This is a genomic window from Aeromonas sp. FDAARGOS 1404, from assembly GCF_019047085.1.
Taxonomy (GTDB): Bacteria; Pseudomonadota; Gammaproteobacteria; order Enterobacterales; family Aeromonadaceae; genus Aeromonas; species Aeromonas veronii.
The window spans coordinates 2,235,627-2,253,149 of sequence record NZ_CP077237.1 but is presented as its reverse complement, the minus strand read 5'-3'; the positions used below and the strand labels follow the sequence as shown (position 1 = coordinate 2,253,149).

Annotated in this window: 12 protein-coding genes and 4 tRNA genes; 5 read left to right on the top strand and 11 right to left on the bottom strand. The window is 58.9% G+C overall.

What is annotated here, in order from left to right; translation table 11 throughout:
• Window positions 1-43: 43 nt before the first annotated feature.
• The 7 genes from kdpB to I6L34_RS10480 all read right to left on the bottom strand — a co-directional run bounded on the left by kdpB (window position 44) and on the right by I6L34_RS10480 (window position 12,760).
• Complete coding sequence (kdpB, locus tag I6L34_RS10510; protein ID WP_005355771.1) at window positions 44-2,101, bottom strand: potassium-transporting ATPase subunit KdpB; 2,058 nt, start codon at window positions 2,099-2,101, stop codon at window positions 44-46.
• Window positions 2,102-2,168: 67 nt separating this feature from the next.
• Window positions 2,169-3,863, bottom strand: a complete 1,695-nt coding sequence (gene kdpA, locus I6L34_RS10505; protein WP_075116247.1) for a potassium-transporting ATPase subunit KdpA — start codon at window positions 3,861-3,863, stop codon at window positions 2,169-2,171.
• Window positions 3,864-4,425: 562 nt separating this feature from the next.
• The gene (gorA, locus tag I6L34_RS10500; protein ID WP_058059783.1) at window positions 4,426-5,775 is read right to left on the bottom strand and encodes a glutathione-disulfide reductase; all 1,350 of its coding nucleotides are present in this window, start codon (window positions 5,773-5,775) and stop codon (window positions 4,426-4,428) included.
• Between the two features lie 76 nt (window positions 5,776-5,851).
• The gene (locus I6L34_RS10495; RefSeq protein ID WP_075116248.1) at window positions 5,852-7,819 is read right to left on the bottom strand and encodes an ATP-binding protein; all 1,968 of its coding nucleotides are present in this window, start codon (window positions 7,817-7,819) and stop codon (window positions 5,852-5,854) included.
• A gap of 118 nt (window positions 7,820-7,937) precedes the next feature.
• Entirely contained in the window at window positions 7,938-11,018 is a 3,081-nt protein-coding gene (locus tag I6L34_RS10490) for a multidrug efflux RND transporter permease subunit (RefSeq protein ID WP_216956772.1), read from the bottom strand.
• 15 nt (window positions 11,019-11,033) lie between these two features.
• The gene (locus tag I6L34_RS10485) at window positions 11,034-12,167 is read right to left on the bottom strand and encodes an efflux RND transporter periplasmic adaptor subunit (RefSeq protein ID WP_005339268.1); all 1,134 of its coding nucleotides are present in this window, start codon (window positions 12,165-12,167) and stop codon (window positions 11,034-11,036) included.
• Complete coding sequence (locus I6L34_RS10480; RefSeq protein ID WP_005339267.1) at window positions 12,164-12,760, bottom strand: TetR/AcrR family transcriptional regulator; 597 nt, start codon at window positions 12,758-12,760, stop codon at window positions 12,164-12,166. Before I6L34_RS10480 ends, I6L34_RS10485 begins: the two co-directional genes overlap by 4 nt.
• Before the next feature lie 232 nt (window positions 12,761-12,992).
• Here I6L34_RS10480 and I6L34_RS10475 point away from each other — a divergent pair.
• The 5 genes from I6L34_RS10475 to I6L34_RS10455 all read left to right on the top strand — a co-directional run bounded on the left by I6L34_RS10475 (window position 12,993) and on the right by I6L34_RS10455 (window position 14,150).
• A tRNA-Arg gene (locus I6L34_RS10475) sits at window positions 12,993-13,069 on the top strand.
• Window positions 13,070-13,120: 51 nt separating this feature from the next.
• A tRNA-His gene (locus I6L34_RS10470) sits at window positions 13,121-13,196 on the top strand.
• 20 nt (window positions 13,197-13,216) lie between these two features.
• Window positions 13,217-13,302 (top strand) — tRNA-Leu (locus tag I6L34_RS10465).
• A 76-nt stretch (window positions 13,303-13,378) separates the two neighbouring features.
• A tRNA-Pro gene (locus I6L34_RS10460) sits at window positions 13,379-13,455 on the top strand.
• A gap of 179 nt (window positions 13,456-13,634) precedes the next feature.
• Entirely contained in the window at window positions 13,635-14,150 is a 516-nt protein-coding gene (locus tag I6L34_RS10455) for a ricin-type beta-trefoil lectin domain protein (RefSeq protein ID WP_058059781.1), read from the top strand.
• A 34-nt stretch (window positions 14,151-14,184) separates the two neighbouring features.
• On the opposite strand, the gene I6L34_RS10450 is transcribed toward I6L34_RS10455, so the two are convergent.
• From I6L34_RS10450 to trmH, 4 genes are all read right to left on the bottom strand, one after another.
• The gene (locus I6L34_RS10450; RefSeq protein WP_005339262.1) at window positions 14,185-15,000 is read right to left on the bottom strand and encodes a Cof-type HAD-IIB family hydrolase; all 816 of its coding nucleotides are present in this window, start codon (window positions 14,998-15,000) and stop codon (window positions 14,185-14,187) included.
• Window positions 15,001-15,089: 89 nt separating this feature from the next.
• Window positions 15,090-16,130, bottom strand: a complete 1,041-nt coding sequence (locus I6L34_RS10445) for an alpha/beta fold hydrolase (RefSeq protein ID WP_204382361.1) — start codon at window positions 16,128-16,130, stop codon at window positions 15,090-15,092.
• On the bottom strand, window positions 16,130-16,789 hold the full coding sequence (locus tag I6L34_RS10440) for a CatB-related O-acetyltransferase (RefSeq protein WP_216956770.1): 660 nt from the start codon (window positions 16,787-16,789) through the stop codon (window positions 16,130-16,132). Before I6L34_RS10440 ends, I6L34_RS10445 begins: the two co-directional genes overlap by 1 nt.
• On the bottom strand, window positions 16,789-17,520 hold the full coding sequence (trmH, locus tag I6L34_RS10435; RefSeq protein ID WP_216956768.1) for a tRNA (guanosine(18)-2'-O)-methyltransferase TrmH: 732 nt from the start codon (window positions 17,518-17,520) through the stop codon (window positions 16,789-16,791). The genes I6L34_RS10440 and trmH overlap by 1 nt, the downstream gene beginning before the upstream one ends.
• Window positions 17,521-17,523 lie beyond the last annotated feature (3 nt).

Genomic DNA, 17,523 nt, shown 5'->3' with positions numbered 1-17,523 from the left:
GATGGCTGGGGATGCGGGTTCGCCCCGCATCCCGGTTATGTCGTTACACCAGACCCAGGCCGGTAATGACCAGATCGATCAGCTTGATGCCGATAAACGGCACCAGCAGGCCGCCGACACCGTAGATCAGCAGGTTGCGGCGCAGCAGGCTGGCGGCCGAGCCTTTCAGGTCGACACCGCGCAGAGCCAGTGGCACCAGCGCCACAATGATCAGGGCGTTGAAGATGATGGCCGACAGGATGGCGCTCTGCGGGCTGCCCAGCTGCATCAGGTTCAGCGCCCCCAGTTGCGGGTAGGCGGCGATGAACAGGGCCGGCAGGATGGCGAAGTACTTGGCCACGTCGTTGGCGATGGAGAAGGTGGTCAGGGCGCCACGGGTCACCAGCAGCTGTTTGCCGACCAGCACCACATCCAGCAGCTTGGTGGGGTTGGAGTCGAGATCCACCAGATTGCCCGCCTCCTTGGCGGCCTGGGTACCCTCGTTCATGGCCAGACCCACATCAGCCTGTGCCAGCGCAGGTGCGTCGTTGGCACCGTCGCCGCACATGGCAACCAGACGACCATCGGCCTGTTCCTGCCGGATATAGGCGAGCTTCTTCTCCGGCGTTGCTTCGGCGATGAAGTCATCCACCCCGGCTTCGGCGGCGATGGCGGCGGCGGTTTTCGGGTTGTCGCCGGTGATCATCACGGTACGGATCCCCATATGGCGCAGGATCTGGAAGCGGGCTTTGATTCCGGGCTTGATGATGTCCTTGAGGTAGACCACCCCCAGCAGTTTCTCCTGAGTGCAGACCAGCAGCGGAGTACCACCCTGACGGGCGATGCTGTCGACTGACTTGAGTACCAGCTCCGGCACCGCCTTGCGGTCGAGGCTGAGGTAGTTCAGCACGGCATCTACCGCACCCTTGCGATATTGATGACCGTTGCGATCCAGTCCGCTCAGCCGGGTCTCGGCGCTGAAGGGGATCACCTTGTCGCTCTCCAGCTGGCTCGGCTTGGCCATGCTCTTGCTGGCCAGAGTCAGGATGGATTTGCCCTCCGGGGTATTGTCACCCAGCGAGGCCAGCATGGCCGCTTGTGCCAGCAGGGCAGGGTCGACGCCGGGGGCCGGGATCAGCTCATCCGCCATCCGGTTACCGAAGGTGATGGTGCCGGTCTTGTCCAGCAGCAGGGTGCGCACGTCACCAGCCGCTTCCACGGCACGGCCAGACTTGGCGATGACGTTCAGCTTCACCAGTCGATCCATACCGGCAATGCCGATGGCGGAGAGCAGGCCGCCGATGGTGGTCGGGATCAGGGTGATAAAGAGAGCGATCAGGTAGAGACGCGGGACCTGGGTGCCGTTGTAGTCGAGGAACCAGGGCAGGGTGGCGACCACCAACAGGAAGATCAGGGTCAGGCCCACCAGCAGGGCGTCGAGCGCCATCTCGTTGGGGGTCTTCTGGCGCTTGGCCCCTTCCACCAGTGCGATCATCCGATCCAGCGTGCTCTCGCCCGGATTGTTGCTGACGCGCACCCAGATCTCGTCGGAGACGACCGTCGTGTTGCCGGTCACGCCGCTGCGGTCGGTACCCGACTCGCGGATGACGGGGGCGGATTCGCCGGTGATGGCGGCCTCGTTGACCGAGGCGATACCGGCGATCACTTCACCGTCGGCCGGGATCATCTCGCCGCTGCGTACCAGCACCAGATCCCCCTTCATCAGGCTGGTGGCGGGGACCCACTCGCCCTGACCATCTTTGGCATTCGCCACACGACGGGCCTTGAGCTGGCTCATGCCCGCTTTCAGGCTATCGGCGCGGGCCTTGCCGCGCCCCTCGGCCAGGGTTTCCGCGAAGTTGGCAAACCAGAGGGTCAGCCAGAGCCAGGCGGTCAGCTGCCACGCCAGTGAGGGAGCGACGCCGGAGAAAGGCTGCCCCAGCAGGGACTCCACGGTCGCCATGACTGCGGCCAGCCAGAGGGTGAACAGGATGGGGCTGCCAAACAGCGCCTTGGGATTGAAGCGATAAAGGGCCTCAACCATTGCCTGGATGATCTGTGATTTCTGTTTTTTGCCCTTCACCAACATGGTGTCGGTGCTCATTGCAGTGGACTTGCTCATTGGAAAGCTCCCAGCATCAGATAGTTGGCCATTGGCATCCGGATGGTGATCGACAGGGTCAGGTTCATCAGAATGCTCCTCTGATCAGACTCAGATGTTCGGCCACCGGGCCCAGTGCCAGCACCGGTAGGAAGGAGAGGCCACCTATCAGCAGGACGGTGATGATCAGCAGGGTAACGAACAGCGGGCCGCTGATGGGGAAGTCCCCTTCGCTCGTCTCCTGACGGGGCGCACGGGCCAGCTGACCGGCGATGGCCAGTACCGGAATGATGTAGCCGAAGCGACCGAGCAGCATGGCCAGACCGATGGCGATGCACTGCCAGTTGTCACCGGCGGCAAAACCGGCGAAGGCGGAGCCGTTGTTGCCGGCAGCCGAGGCGTAGGCATAGATGAGGCGTGACAGACCGTGCGGGCCATCATGGCCGATGATGGTGCTGGCATCCGGCATCAGCAGGGTGACGCCACCGATCACCAAAACCCCCACCGGCATTACCAGCATGCTGGCGACGACCCACTTCATTTCGGTGATGCCGAGGCGTTTGCCCAGATAGGTCGGGGTACGTCCCACCATCAGGCCGCACAGGAACACGGTCAGAAGCACGAACAGCATCATGCCGTAGATACCGGAGCCGACCCCGCCGAAGATGACCTCACCCAGCAGCATGTTGATCATGCCCACCATGCCGCCGAGCGGAGTAAAGCTGTCGTGCATGGCGTTGACGGCACCGTTGGAGGCGGCAGTAGTCGCCACTTCCCAGATGCTGGAGAGCACAGGGCCGAAGCGGCTCTCCTTGCCTTCCCAGTTGCCAGTCATGTTGCTGGCGTCAGTGGTGAGCTGGGCGAGGGCGTGATCCGGTTTCAGCTCCTGGGAGAGGGAGACGAAGAGCCCCAACACCAGCATGAGGGTCATGGCGCCGAGAATGGCGCGGCTGTGGGCCATGTCTTTCACATAGCGGCCCAGAGTAAAGACCATGGCGGCGGCGATGGTGAGCAGGGCGACCATCTCCAGCCAGTTGGAGAGGGCTGTCGGGTTCTCGAACGGATGTGCCGAGTTGATGCCGAAGAAGCCGCCGCCGTTGGAGCCAAGCTGCTTGATGGCGATCTGCGAGGCCGCCGGGCCGAGGGGCAGCAGCTGCTCCTGACCTTCCACACCGTGGAACGGCAGATAGGCGGAGAGGCTTTGCGGCACCCCTTGCCATACCAGCACCAGCGCCATGATCAGCGCGATGGGCAGCAGCACATAGAGGCAGAAACGCACCAGATCCTGCCAGAAGTTGCCAAGGTTGATGGTCTGCTGGCGGGCGATACCGCGGAACAGGGCAATGGCGACGGCAGCACCCGTCCCTGCGGAGACGAAGTTCTGGGTGGTCAGGCCTACCATCTGGCTGAAGTAGGAGAGGCTGGCCTCACCGGAATAGGCTTGCCAGTTGGTGTTGGTCATAAAGCTGACCGCGGTGTTGAATGCCAGTTGCCAGCTCAGACCCGGCAGTTGCTGCGGGTTGAGGGGCAGCAACCCCTGAGCCATCAGGATCAGGAACAGCAGACCGAAACCGGCGCCGTTGAAGGCCAGTAGGCTGAGGGCGTAGGACTTCCAGTCCTGCTCTCGTCCATCGGTGCCACAGCAAGCCAGCGTGGCGCGCTCGACCGGTGCCAGCCAGTGGATTTTGCCTTCAAATACCCGGTAGATGTAGTTGCCCAGCAGCGGTGCCGGCAGCAGAACCAGCAGCACGAAGGCCACCGGATAGATTATTTCTTGCCACATGTTCTAGTTCCTCACTCGTGGTCACGGTGCGTCAGGGCTCGCATTGGATTGCTCACGAGGCTCGGCAGTTTGCTGGCCACCGGGTAGATAATTTCTTGCTGCATATAGGTAGTCCCTCACTCGTGACTGCGCGTGAGTGCGCGCATCAGATAGGCCATCAAGGCGAGGACGAGCAGCAGATATAGCCAATTCATATCGACTCCATTGAGATAATTAGCTGCGAGAGCCGATGTAAGACCATATCGACTCTGTTGGTGTCATTGACGCTGGAAAGGGTATGTAAAACAGGCGTAAAGGCGCCATAAAGCGCCATGTGGCAGGCGTAAAATCGGCGTAAAGAACGACGGATTTGCGAGAGAAATAGCGAGGAGGGATCAAAAAACCCAGCCTGAGCCGGGTTTGGGAGAAGGGGTTAGATGGCTGTAGAGGCTGGCTGCTCGTGACAGGCCAACTTCATCTGCCCTTAACGCATAGTGACGAACTCTTCAGCGCTGGTGGGATGAGGCGTAGGAACGCAGTTGTTGAAGTTAGCCTGATAATGACAGGCCAACTTCAAACGTACCTATCGCATTGTCACGAACTCTTCAGCACTGGTCGGATGGATAGCCACGCAGTTGTCGAAATCTGCCTTGGTGGCCCCCATCTTCATGGCGACGCCGAAGCCTTGCAGGATCTCGTCCATCGCAAAGCCGATACCATGCAGACCGACCACCTTCTCTTCCGGGCCGACACAGACCAGCTTCATCCGGGTGGGCTGGCGATGCTGGGTCAGTGCCGAGTACATGGCGGTGAACTGGCTGCGGTAGACCTTCACCTGATCTTCACCGTACTCAGCGATGGCTTCCGGTTCGGTCAGGCCGATGGTGCCGATGGGCGGGTGGCTGAACACCACGGTCGGTACCAGATCGTAGTTGAGGTGCTCGTTCGGCTTGTTGTTGAACAGCCGCTCGGAGAGGCGACGGCCCGCAGCGACGGCCACCGGGGTGAGCTGGATGCGTCCCGTGTTGTCACCCACCGCATAGATGTTGGCGACGGCGGTGTTCTGGAACTTGTCGGTCGGGATAAAGCCCTTCTCGTCCAGCGCGATGCCTGCGGCAGCCAGATTGAGGTTGTCGGTAGCCGGTACCCGGCCGATGGCCCAGATCAGGCAGTCGACGGTGAGGTGGCGACCATCTTCCAGTTGCAGGGTCAGGCTGTTGTCAGCGTTCTTGAGCACGGCTTTGGGAATGGCGTGGGTGTGCAGCTTGGGCCCTTCCTGCGCCATGATTTCGACCAATGTCTCGTGGATCATGGGGTCGAAGTTGCGCAGCGGCGCGTGCTTGCGCACCACCAGATGGGTCTCTGAGCCGAGCGCCTGCATCACCCCTGCGATCTCGACCGCGATGTAGCCAGCACCCACTACGGCAACCCGCTTCGGTTGTGCCTGCAATGCGAAGAAACCGTCGGAGTCGATACCCAGCTCGGCACCCGGGATAGCCGGAATTTCCGGGCGGCCACCGGTAGCGATCAGAATGTGATCGGCCGTGTAGTGCTCGCCATTGACCTCGATGGTGTTGCTGCTGACGAAGCGGGCGAAGCCCTTGATGACGGTGATCTGGTTCTTGCCCAGCACGTTCTGATAGGACTGGTGAATGCGGCCGATGTAGGCCTGGCGGGACTCGACCAGCTTGGCCCAGTTGAAGTGGTTGAGGGTGGTGTCAAAGCCGTAGTCGGCGCCATATTTCAGGGCATCGGCGATCTGGCCGGCATACCACATGGCCTTCTTCGGTACGCAGCCTACGTTGACGCAGGTTCCACCCAACTCTTTGGCTTCAATCAGGGCAACTTTCTTACCGTACATGGCAGCCCGGTTGGCCGAGGCGATACCGCCGCTGCCGCCGCCGATGGCGATATAGTCAAAATGCTGTGCCATTGCGAGGTTCTCCGCTCATTAAGAATGCAATCACAGCATGATGGGGATAAAGCGGCTGGCTCACAAGAGCCAGCGCTCAGTTATGTTGGATCGGCAGGCGAATATGGAACTGGGCGCCCTGGCCCGGTTCGCTGGCACAGCTGATACGGCCTTTCAGCAGTTGCACCACCAGGTTGTAGATGATGTGTGTGCCCAGACCGCTGCCGCCCTGACCCCGCTTGGAGGTGACGAAGGGATCGAAGATGCGCGGCAAGATTTCGGGCGGGATGCCGCGGCCGTTGTCCGAGTAGTCGATAAACAGCTCTTCTCCCTGCTGTTCCACCTTGATGGTGATCTTCTTCGGTTTGTCCCAGTTGTCGAACCCGTGGTTGATGGAGTTGAGGATCAGGTTCGAGTAGATTTGGGTAAAACTGCCCGGGAAGGAGAAGATCGACAGCTTGGGATCGCACTGGATATCCACTTCGCACTGGCTCTTCTTCAGTTTGTGGCCAAGCGAGACCACTACCTGATGGAGGTTGTCGGCGAGACTGAAGTTGTAGCGCGCTTCCGATGACTGATCGACCGCTACCTGTTTGAAGCTGGCAATCAGCTCGGAGGCGCGCCGCAGGTTGCTCTGCAGCAGCTGCATCGATTCGTCGAGGTTGACGGTGAACTCGTTGAGATAGGAGCGCGACAGCTGCTTGGAGTCGATATGGGACTTGAAGTCGGCGACCCGCTCTTGCAGGTAGGAGGAGGCGGTCACGCTGATGCCGATCGGAGTGTTGATCTCGTGTGCCACCCCGGCTACCAGCGAGCCGAGGGAGGCCATCTTCTCGGACTCCACAAGGGTCTGCTGGGCCTGTTTCAGGTCGTCGTACGCCTTGCCGAGCTGGTTGTTGGCTTCGCTCAGGCTGCGGGTACGCTCCACCACCTTGCCCTCCAGCTGCTCGTTGAGCTGGATTATCTCCCGCTCGACCTTTTTCAGCTGGGTGATGTCGTAGCCGAAGCCGATCTGGTACTTGAGGTTGGGACCATCGTAGAAGGGGACGAAGGTCCATTGCAGTACCAGCTCATGGGCCTGCTGGTCATGCATGATGACCTCTTTGTCTGACAGTGAACCTTCCGCCGTCAGAATATCGTTCAGCTCTTCCCGTTGCGCCGGGCTGACAAAGAGATCCAGCCAGTTGTGCTGCAACAATTCTTGCTGGTGGTAGCCGGTCAGCAGTATGGCTGCCGGGTTGATGCTGGCGATGGTCAAATCCGGTTCCATGCAGCAGATGACCATGTTGGCGGAGTTGATCAGGGTGGCGGAGAAGTCCCGTTCCTTTTGCAGTTGTTCGACCGCCTGATGGCGAGCAACCAGCTCGTCACGCAGTCGGGTACGCATCTGGTTGAGGGTGGAGACCAGGGTATCCAGCTCATCGGGTTTCTTGCGTGGCTGCGGGCGGCCTTCCAGCTCTAGCGCCATGTCGAGCCGATCGAGGTTGAACTTCTGGGCGTAGTTGGCGATGCGGTTGATGTGCCTGACTACCAGATAATAAATGATGATCAGGATGCAAAATGAGACCACCAGGGTCTTGATGGTCTGGCTGACCATGATCAGCACCGATTTTTCGATGAGGCGCTGGTAGATCTGCTCGAGAGAGGCGGCAACGAACAGCTTGCCAACGATTTCACCCTGATAGGTGAGGTTGAATTCGCGGGAGATATCATAGCTTTCCCGCTCGACCCCCTGGGTCAGCAGCGGGACTTCGGAGTTGCCGAGCATCTCCTTGACCATCACGAACTGCATGTTGGGCAGGTTCATGATCCCTTCTATTTGCACTTTGACCTGCTCTTCATCGAGGTTCCACAAGCTGGCGGCGATGGGTTGCAGGAACGAGGCCTCGATCTGGCCGATGCTGTCTTCGATGACGGCGACATCCTTGCGGTAATCCCACGCGAGTTGCAGCGCCGTAATGATCATCGCCAATACGGTACTGCAGACCAGAATGTAGGAGAGCAGGCGATATGAGAGTCCGTTGCGGCCTACGGCCCTGGCGGTCTTGGTGAAGAGTCCTGACATGGCGTCCTTGCGGTCTGGATGTGGTGTTTTTTAGTTTAACTGCTTCATGCACTTATGTCGTCTTTCCTGCGAAGCATAAAAAAGGCCCCGATACGGGGCCTTTGCATGTCATTGATGATTAATGTCCGCCGTTTGCTTTGGGCGGAATGGTTTCATCGAATACCGGCAAGGGTTTGTGCTCGGAAGCCAGATAGGTGTAGATCACCGGCAGCACGAACAGGGTGAACAGGGTACCGATGGCAAGACCTGCCACGATGACGATACCGATACTGAAACGCTGTGCCGCACCGGCGCCTGCGGCGTAGAGCAGCGGGATCAGACCGGCAATCATGGCGGCCGTGGTCATCAGGATCGGACGCAGACGCACCTTGGCGGCTTGCATCACGGCTTCCATCCGGTTCATGCCGCGCAGCAGCTGCTCTTCCTTAGCTACTTCACAGATCAGGATACCGTGCTTGGTAATCAGACCCACCAGGGTGATGAGGCCCACCTGGGAGTAGATGTTCATGGTCGCCATACCCCATGCCAGGGCAATCAAGGCCCCGCTGATGGCGAGCGGTACAGAGACCATGATGACCAGCGGGTCACGCACCGACTCGAACTGGATTGCCAGCACCAGGAAGATGATGGCCAGTGCCAGCGCGAAGGTGGCATAGAGCGCATTGCCTTCGGTGACGAACTGACGGGCTTCACCCATGAAGTCGTAACGATAGCCTTGCGGCAGCTTCTCGTTGGCGGTGGTCTGGAACCAGTTGATCGCATCACCCATGGCCACGCCCGGAGCCGGAACGGCGCCTATGGTGGCAGAGTTCAGCTGGTTGAAGTGGGGCAGGGCACGGGGCTCGCCAACCACTTCAATGCTGATCAGGCTGCCGAGCGGGATCGACTTGCCGTCTGCGGCCCGCACGTAATAGCCCTTGATGGACTCCGGATTGAGACGGTATTTGCGCTCGACCTGCGGGATCACCTCGTAGGAGCGGCCATCCAGATCGATACGGTTGACGTAACCGTCCGCCATCATGGTGCCCATGGTGATACCGATATCCTGCATGGTGATGCCGTAGGCACCCGCCTTGTCCTTGTCGATGCGGATCTTCATGGTGGCGGAGTCGTAGTTCAGATCGAGATCCGAATAGACGAACTGACCGTTACTCTGCGCCGCTGCCAGAATTTCCCCGGCCACCAGGAACAGGCTTTCGAAGCTGTTCGGGGTGGTGATGACGAACTGGATCGGCAGACCACTCGATGCGCCCGGCAGTTCCGGGAACTGGAAGGTGGTGATGGCCATACCCGGGATGTCTTTCACCAGATTGGCGACCCGATCCAGCACCTCTTTCTGGCTCGCTTCACGCTGGCTCCAGGGCACCATGGAGGCGATACCGAACGCCTGGTTGGCGTTGAACACCCCTGAGAAGACCTGGGAGAAGGCGATCTCGGGCTGGTCGTCCAGGATCTTGTTCACATCCGCCATGGTGTTTTCGATGTAGTCCAGGTTGGCGTTGGACGGTGCGGTACCCAGCACGGCCATTACCCCCTTGTCCTCTGACGGTGCCAGTTCGCTCGGGATGAACTTGAACAGCAACGGCAGGCTGGCGAAGACGATGACGGCGAACACCACGATGACGGGGCGCTTTTTCATCACGGCGTGCAGCATGCTGTCGTAGCGATCGGTCATCCGCTCCAGCAGGTGGTGGACTGTGCTCTCGAACTTGCCCGGCTGCTCGTTGGCCTTGAGCATCTTGGAACACATCATCGGTGACAGAGTCAGGGCGATGATGCCCGAGACGAACACGGCACCAGCCAGGGTCAGGGCAAACTCCTTGAACAGGGAGCCTGTGATACCCCCCATCAGGGCGATAGGCGCGTATACCGCCGCCAGGGTGACCGTCATGGCGATAACCGGTACCGCGATCTCGCGGGTACCGATAATGGCTGCCCGGAACGGTTCTTCCCCCTCCTTGATATGACGGTCGACGTTCTCCAGCACCACGATGGCGTCATCCACCACCAGACCGATCGCCAGAACCATCGCCAGCAGGGTCATCAGGTTTATCGAGAAGCCGAACATATCCATCATCATCACTACGCCGATAAGACTGAGCGGAATGGTGATGATCGGGATGATGACCGCGCGGAACGAACCGAGGAACAGGGTGATGACCACCAGAACGATGGCGGCTGCCTCCAGAATGGTCTTGATAACCTCGTGGATGGACTCGTTGATCGCCACGGTGGAGTCATACATCACGTTGAGACGCATGGTGCTCGGCATGTTGCGCTCAAGGCTCGGCAGCAACGCCAGCACATCGTGGGCGATGTTGATGGGGTTGGCTGTCGGTGCGGCGTTGACCGCCATGACAACCGCTTCGCGGCCGTTGGCGCTGGCGCGATAGATGTCGTGGCTCTTCTCGAGGGTCACCTTGGCAATGTCGGAAAGGCGGATCACCTTGCCGTCACGGGTAGCAACGACCAGACGCTTCAGCTCGTCGACATCCTTGACCTGGGTCTCGGCGTTGCCGTTGAACAGGGTGAAGTAACCGGTCGCCTGACCTGTCGCGGACTGATAGTTGTTGCTGTTGAGCACCGTCATCACGTCACTGGCAGTCAGGTTGAAGGCCGCCATCTTGGCCGGATCCAGCCATACCCGCAGGGCAAACTCGACACCGCCGTAGAGGTCAACCTTGGAGACCCCGCCGACAGTAAAGAGCTGCGGCTTGATAACCCGCTCCAGATAGTCGGTGATCTGGCTGGAATTGAGCTCCGGGCTGGTAAAGCCGAGGTAGAGCACCGCCGTGGTTGAACCGGTGGAGGAGGTGACCGACGGGTCTTCCGCCTCTTTCGGCAACTGGGATCGCACCGAGTTCACCTTCGCCAGGATGTCGGACAACGCGGCGTTGGGGTCGGTGTTGAGCTTCATGTACGCAGTGATGGTTGAGCTACCCAGCTGGCTGGAGGAGGTCATGAAGTCGATGTTGTCGGCTTGCGCGACCGCCTGTTCCAGCGGCTGGGTGATGAACCCCTGGATCAGATCAGAACTGGCGCCATAGTAGCCAGTGCTGACGGTGATCACCGTGTTGGTCACCTCGGGGTATTCCCGTACCTGCATCTTGAAGATGGCCTGAAAGCCCAGCAAGGCGATCAGGAAGCTGAGCGAGATCGCCAGCACAGGCCGTTTTATAAATATGTCAGTAAATCGCATCGCAGATCTCCGCGCTTACAGCATCGGGGTTTGTGCCGGAACGGCCAGGGCATCGTTCTCGACCACATGCACCTTGGTGTCGTTGCTCAGGCGAACCTGACCCGACAGTACGATCTGGTCACCGGCCTGGATGCCGGAGAGCACATGCACATCGTTGCCACGGCGCTCACCGGCCTTGACCACAACCTGCTTGGCTCGCAGCACTTTCACCTTGTTACCCTCTTTGTCGGTCTCTTCGCCCTCTTTGAGCACGTAGACGTTCTGACCGTAAAGGGTGAAGGAGATAGCGCTCTGCGGGATCACGATCTGATCTTTCACCGTCGGCAGAATGATGCTGGCGCGGGCGAACATACCGGAACGGAGCTGACCGTCGTTGTTCGGAATGTCTGCCTGTACCTGGATCAGGCCGCTCTGGAAGTTGACCGCAGGTTCGATGGCGGTGATGTGACCATCAAACTGGGTTTGCGGATAGGCATCCACATTGATCTTGATGGTCTGGCCCAGCTTGATTTTGGAGATATCGGTCTGGGGCACGGTGAAGCGCAGGCGCATCACGCTGGTATCTTCCAGGCGCACGATATCTGTGCCCGGCTGCAGATACTGACCGAGGAACACATTGCGCAGGCCGACCACGCCGCTAAAGGGCGCACGGACTTCACGACGGGCAATGGTCGCCTTCAGACTCTCGATATCTGCTTCCAGCGAGCGATAGGCCGCTTCGGCTTCATCCAGCTGCTCTTTGGAGATGGAGCTGGTCTTGTAGAGGTTCTGGAAACGATCGAACTTGGCTTTTGCCGCCGGCAGCTTGGCCTGGGAGGCGCGCAGATTGGCCCGCTCCACGGTGGAGTCCAGGCTCAGCAGCAGCTGGTCTGCCTTGACCGGTTTGCCTGACTCGAAGGTAATGGCGTCAATGGTACCTGCCAGTTCGGTGGAGAGGGTCACCCCCTGATTCGGCTCGATGAAGCCTATCGCTTCGATGGTCGGTACCCAATCCTGCGCCTTGGTCACCATGGCGGTGACAGGGAACTCGGGCTCCGGCCGGTTGGCCATATATTGGGCAATCATCTTCTGTTTGAACAAATTGAAGCCGATGACGCTGCCAAACAAGGCGATCGCTATCAGCAACATAATGGCCATCCACTTTTTCATGAACAGGCTCCTGAGGTGGAAAGATTGGGGGATAAAATGGCATTCCAGCTGGCCCGGATCGCGGTTTCCAACTGCGATTCGGTCAGCGTGATGTTGTGAACCCTGCACTGCAGGGCCAGATGCATGACACTGTCCAGACTCAACACCTGGAGTGCCCGTATCGGTAAATCAATAAACAATCCTTGTTCAACGCCCTGTTCAAAAAATCGGTCCAGAGGCTCCCAGGCAGCCAGAATGACAGGATTGGTCTCCAATTCTGCCCCTAGCGGAGAGCTCTCGTACTGCAATTTGCACCGGATAGCGTTGGGTTCGTTAACAAAAATGGCATGAATATTGAGCCATAATTGGCGAAATTGTTGAAATGAAACTTTATCGATTGCTACATCGGCCATGACCATGGGCACACACTGCAAGATAGTGTGCTGGTGCAGTTGCCGGATCAGATCATCCTTGTCGCCGAAGTAGCGATAGATGGTGCCGGTGGCAACATTGGCCTTCTTGGCGACTTCCGCAATCGACAGACCATGAAAACCCCGTTCACCCAGCACCTCATGGGCCGCGTTGAAGATGCTCTCTTTTTTATCCAGAATCATCAGTGTGACTTTCGATTGAATGAACGTTCATTCATTCTAGATGGGCATCAAATCAAGTCAAGGCAGCAAGGCGATTTGCGACTGCGATCTGCCCCTTTTCGGCTGTCAGCTGGGGAATAGTGGAAGAAAAGTGCGCAATGTGCTTGAAAAAGCAACGAACAGTGTTTCGGTGACAGAAAAGTGTAGACAAACCAGCAACCATCATTAATAATGCGCCCCGTTCGACAGCGTAGCGCCCGTAGCTCAGCTGGATAGAGCGCTGCCCTCCGGAGGCAGAGGTCACAGGTTCGAATCCTGTCGGGCGCACCATAAAAAGTGCGTCGGTTAAACGGGCGTTGTTGTGGAACGAAAACAGCTGTGGTGGCTGTAGCTCAGTTGGTAGAGTCCCGGATTGTGATTCCGGTTGTCGTGGGTTCGAGCCCCATCAGCCACCCCATTTTACAGCTTGTCAGGTACGCGAAGGTGGCGGAATTGGTAGACGCGCTAGCTTCAGGTGTTAGTGCCCCCCGGGTGTGAGGGTTCGAGTCCCTCTCTTCGCACCATACTTGCTGTATGACGAGGATGACCATCAGGTCGTCTTTGTTTTTTTGAAGTAAACTATTTTGAAAGAAATAGCCTCGGTGATTAGCGCAGTCCGGTAGCGCATCTGGTTTGGGACCAGAGGGTCAAAGGTTCGAATCCTTTATCACCGACCACATTTAGAAAAACCTCGCTTCGGCGGGGTTTTTTGCTTTCTGGCCTCCGCCGTGCCAGTACTCTCTCCCTGTTACGTCTGTTTACACTCTATTTGGGCAGCGCGCCCCGCCTTTCGGTTATGCTTCAGCCTCGAGTCACTGACAACCGGATGTCATCGGCCCATTTCAGGCATTTTTCCATGAATAACAAAATTTCCTTTGCTTGCTCTCCTGCCCTGCTGGCGGCCTTGCTGCTGGGTGGCTGTACCATCAAGCCGCCATCCACCGATGTGATGATGGGCTCTATTGCATCACAACCGCAGGAGGAGCGTTCTCTCTCCCCCTTGCTGACCAGCGGTGATTTTTGCGTTGCGGTGTCCCAACAGAAGGTGTTGGCACAACCTTGCAGCGGAAAAGACGATCAACTGTTCGAGTGGGATCTGGGTGAGTTGCGCCTGCAGGAGCTCTGTTTGCAAGCCAAAAACGACAGCGAAGTGATGTTGGCACCCTGTGACGGTCAGGCGCAGTGGGAGTGGCAGAAAGACAGGCTGTTCAACAGTAAGGTTGCCCGTTGCCTCGATGTGGCCGGGCGACGCCATACCCCCGGCACGCCGCTGCGGTTGGCTGAATGCTACGGCGGGGCGAACCAGAGCTTCAGCTGGCAGCGGCCCAATCCCTGGCTGGAGACCCTGAAAAAACAAAGCCTCACATGGTGAGGCTTTGTTGAATCGAATGTCGGGATGAAGAGGATCAGGCTGCGCTGACGCTCTCCAGCTCGAACAGTTTTTCCAGATAGACGGCGACGCCATCTTCGTCGGAGGTGAGGGTCTGCTCATACTCCGGCAGCGCCATTTTCAGGCGGTCATGGGCGTTGCCCATCACGATGCCGCGTCCCACCATGGTCAGCATCTCGAAGTCGTTCATGCCATCGCCGAAGGCGATCGCCTCCGACATATCGAAACCATTCTGCTCCAGCACGGCTCGCACAGCATTGCCCTTATGCACTCCGGCGTGCATCACTTCGAGGCAGTCCGGCAATGAGAAGGTGACGTTGAGCTGATCGCCGTAGCGCTGGTTGAGGTGCGCCTCGATCTTCAGCAGTTTCTCGTGGTCACCGATGTAGAACACCTTGTTGATCTGCTCTTTCGGTTCCTGCTTCAGGTCATCGACCAGACGATAGGTGAACCCTGACTCGTCGTGGAACTGCAGCAGCCAGGGCAGCTCTTCTTCCACCACCCAATCATCACCCTGATAGACATTGAGGTGGATAGAGGGGTCGCGCTCCAGCGCAATCAGTTCGGCGGCGATCTCGGTCGGCAGCGGCTGGTTGAAAATCAGCTGATCCTGTTTGTCATGGACCACGGCGCCATTGGAGGTAATGAGGTAGATGTCCATCCCCAGCGCATCGCGGAAGCTGCGAACGTCAACGTGATGACGGCCGGTGGCGACCACGAATTTCACACCTTGTTCTACCAGGCGGTGCAGGGTATCCCGGGTACGGGGAGAGATCTGGTGCTGCTTGTTGAGCAGAGTGCCATCGAGATCGGATACAACTACCTTGAACATCATTACCTCGGCATCGATTGAAAACAGGGGCAGTTTACCTTAGCCCGCACTGTCACCCCATTTATTTAGGGTTACAAAAAATAGCCAGCTCAGAAGCGGGCGAAAAAGTCGACCATCGCGGTCAGGGCGGGCTGGCGCTTGTCATCGGATTCGATAAACAGCTCGTGCCAGGCACCCTCGATGCGCAGTGGTTTGCCCCCTTCGCACCTGGCAATGGTGCAGAAGCGATCCTGTGCGGCATTGTCCACCACGCTGTCGTTGCCAGCCTGCAGCACCAGCAGCGGGGTTTTGATGGCGCCCGCATCGGCGATGGCGGCATCTGCACCTGTGATCCCCTGATAAATCCAGTGGGCGGTCGCGCCACCCAGCTTGATCTGCGGGTGCTGCTCGTAGATTTGGCGGAAGGCTTGATAGCGGGACTGGCTGTGAGTCAGCTCGTTATCGGCAAAGCCGTGATCCTGATAGGCGCCCTGACCTGGGCCGTAGGGAGGTTCGCCAATCCAGCCGCCGACCGTGCCTATGGTGCTCGCCAATCCCTTGGCCAGCCACTTGGGCAGACCGCCGAGATTGATGCCCAGCATAGGGGAGGAGAGCACGGCCGCCTTGATATCATCGGGCCAGCGTTCCAGATAGCGGGCCGAGATGGCACCGCCCATGGAGTGGGCCAGCAGGAACAGCTTGGCAGGTTGGTCCGCCATGATGATCTGGTCGTGAAACTGCTTCAGATCGACCACATAATCGTCGAACTGGTCGACATATCCCTTCTGCGGGTCATCCAGCATCCGGTCGGACATCCCCTGACCTCGATGGTCGATGAGATAGAGGCTGTAGCCCTGACGCCAGAGATCCCACGCCAGCTCCTGATACTTGAGGTAGCTTTCGACCCTGCCATTGACGATGAGGATGGCGCGATCAACCTTCTCCTGCCGCAGTGCTGCATAGCGTATTGTCACCCCATTCTTGCCCTTGAACTCTCCTTCCACCGCATGCTGGCGCCAGAAGTCGGGCAGGGTTTGCTGGTAGAGGCTGGGTACATCGGCTTCGCTGGTGAGCTGATAGGTATTGGTCACGGCAAGGGCTCCGGCAGAAAACAGGGTCAGGGCCAACAGGGAAAGAGAGAGGGGTTTCATCAGGCACACTCCTGTTGCCAATGGTGATAAAGGGCCGCGATATCCCCCGAGCAGAGCAGCGCCATGCTGGCTTGCAAGCGGGGCAAGGGCCAGTCCCACCACTGCATCTCTTGCAGCATGAGGATCTGCTCATCGCTGAAGCGACGGCGGATTGGTTGGGCCGGGTTGCCGCCGACTATGGTGTAAGGGGCCACATCTTTGGTCACCACGGCGCGGGTGGCGATGACGGCGCCATCACCTATGGTGATGCCGGGCATGATCATCGCTTCCGAGCCGATCCAGACATCGTTGCCAATCCGGGTGTCCCCCTTGCGCAGAAAGCCGCTGCGGGCCCCTTCGCCAAAGGTGTCGGGGTTGAACGGGAAGGTGGAAACCCAATCCAGCCGGTGGCCCTGATTGCCCGCCAGCATGAAGGTGGCGCCCGAGCCGATGGAGCAGAACTTGCCGATGATCAGCCGATCCACCTCGCCCCAGAGGCCGCTCTCCCAGGTGTCGCGGGTCGAGCCATCGCCGAGCAGGTAACGGACGCAGTTATCCTCGAACGGCTTGCCGTGGTAATAGCCGGAGTAGTAGCTGTAGTCACCGGCCTCTATGTTCGGGTTGATCAGGTGATCCCGGATGATGTGGGATTCCAGCCAGCTGCCAAAAGGGTTATCCATCACTCCTCCTGCGGATCGTCCTGTTCGCTCTGCTGCGCCCACCCTTTGCGGGTCAGCTGCATCCGTTGCCACCACTCTTCGTCCGCCAGAATTTCACCGGCCGGGCCGAGCTGGGGGTAGGGCATCTCTTTCTCATTGCAGAGCTGGGCATAGATAGGATAACCCCCCTCGAACAGGATGCTGTTCTGCTCCTCCAGTGTGAGCGGGCAGCCGCGCTGATAGCAACCTGCCAGCTCGCGCTGGCGCTGCGCCTCGTAGAGGATGGCGGCGGCAGCCACCGAGACGTTGAGGGACTGCACCATGCCCACCATGGGGATGACGATATGGTGGTCGGCCAGCGCCAGCGCCTCTTCACCGATGCCATGCTTTTCCTGACCCACCAGAATGGCGGTCGGTTTGGTGTAGTCGATAGCGCGAAAATCGACGGAGCTGTCAGATAGATGGGTCGCCAGGATCTGCATGCCGGAGGCTTTCAGCTCTGCAACGGCTGTGCCGATATCCGGGTGCAGTTTTACATCCACCCAGTTCTGGCTGCCGCGGGCGGTGCCCTTGCGCTTGTGGATCCAGGTTTTGGGCCAGACGGCGTGTACCCGGTGGATGCCGATGGCATCGGCGGTACGCACGATGGCGGCCAGATTGTGAGGTTTATGGACCTCTTCCATACAGACGGTCAAATCGAGCTGACGCTGGGCCAGCATGTCGGTGATGCGCTTGAAGCGTTCGGGGGTCATGGC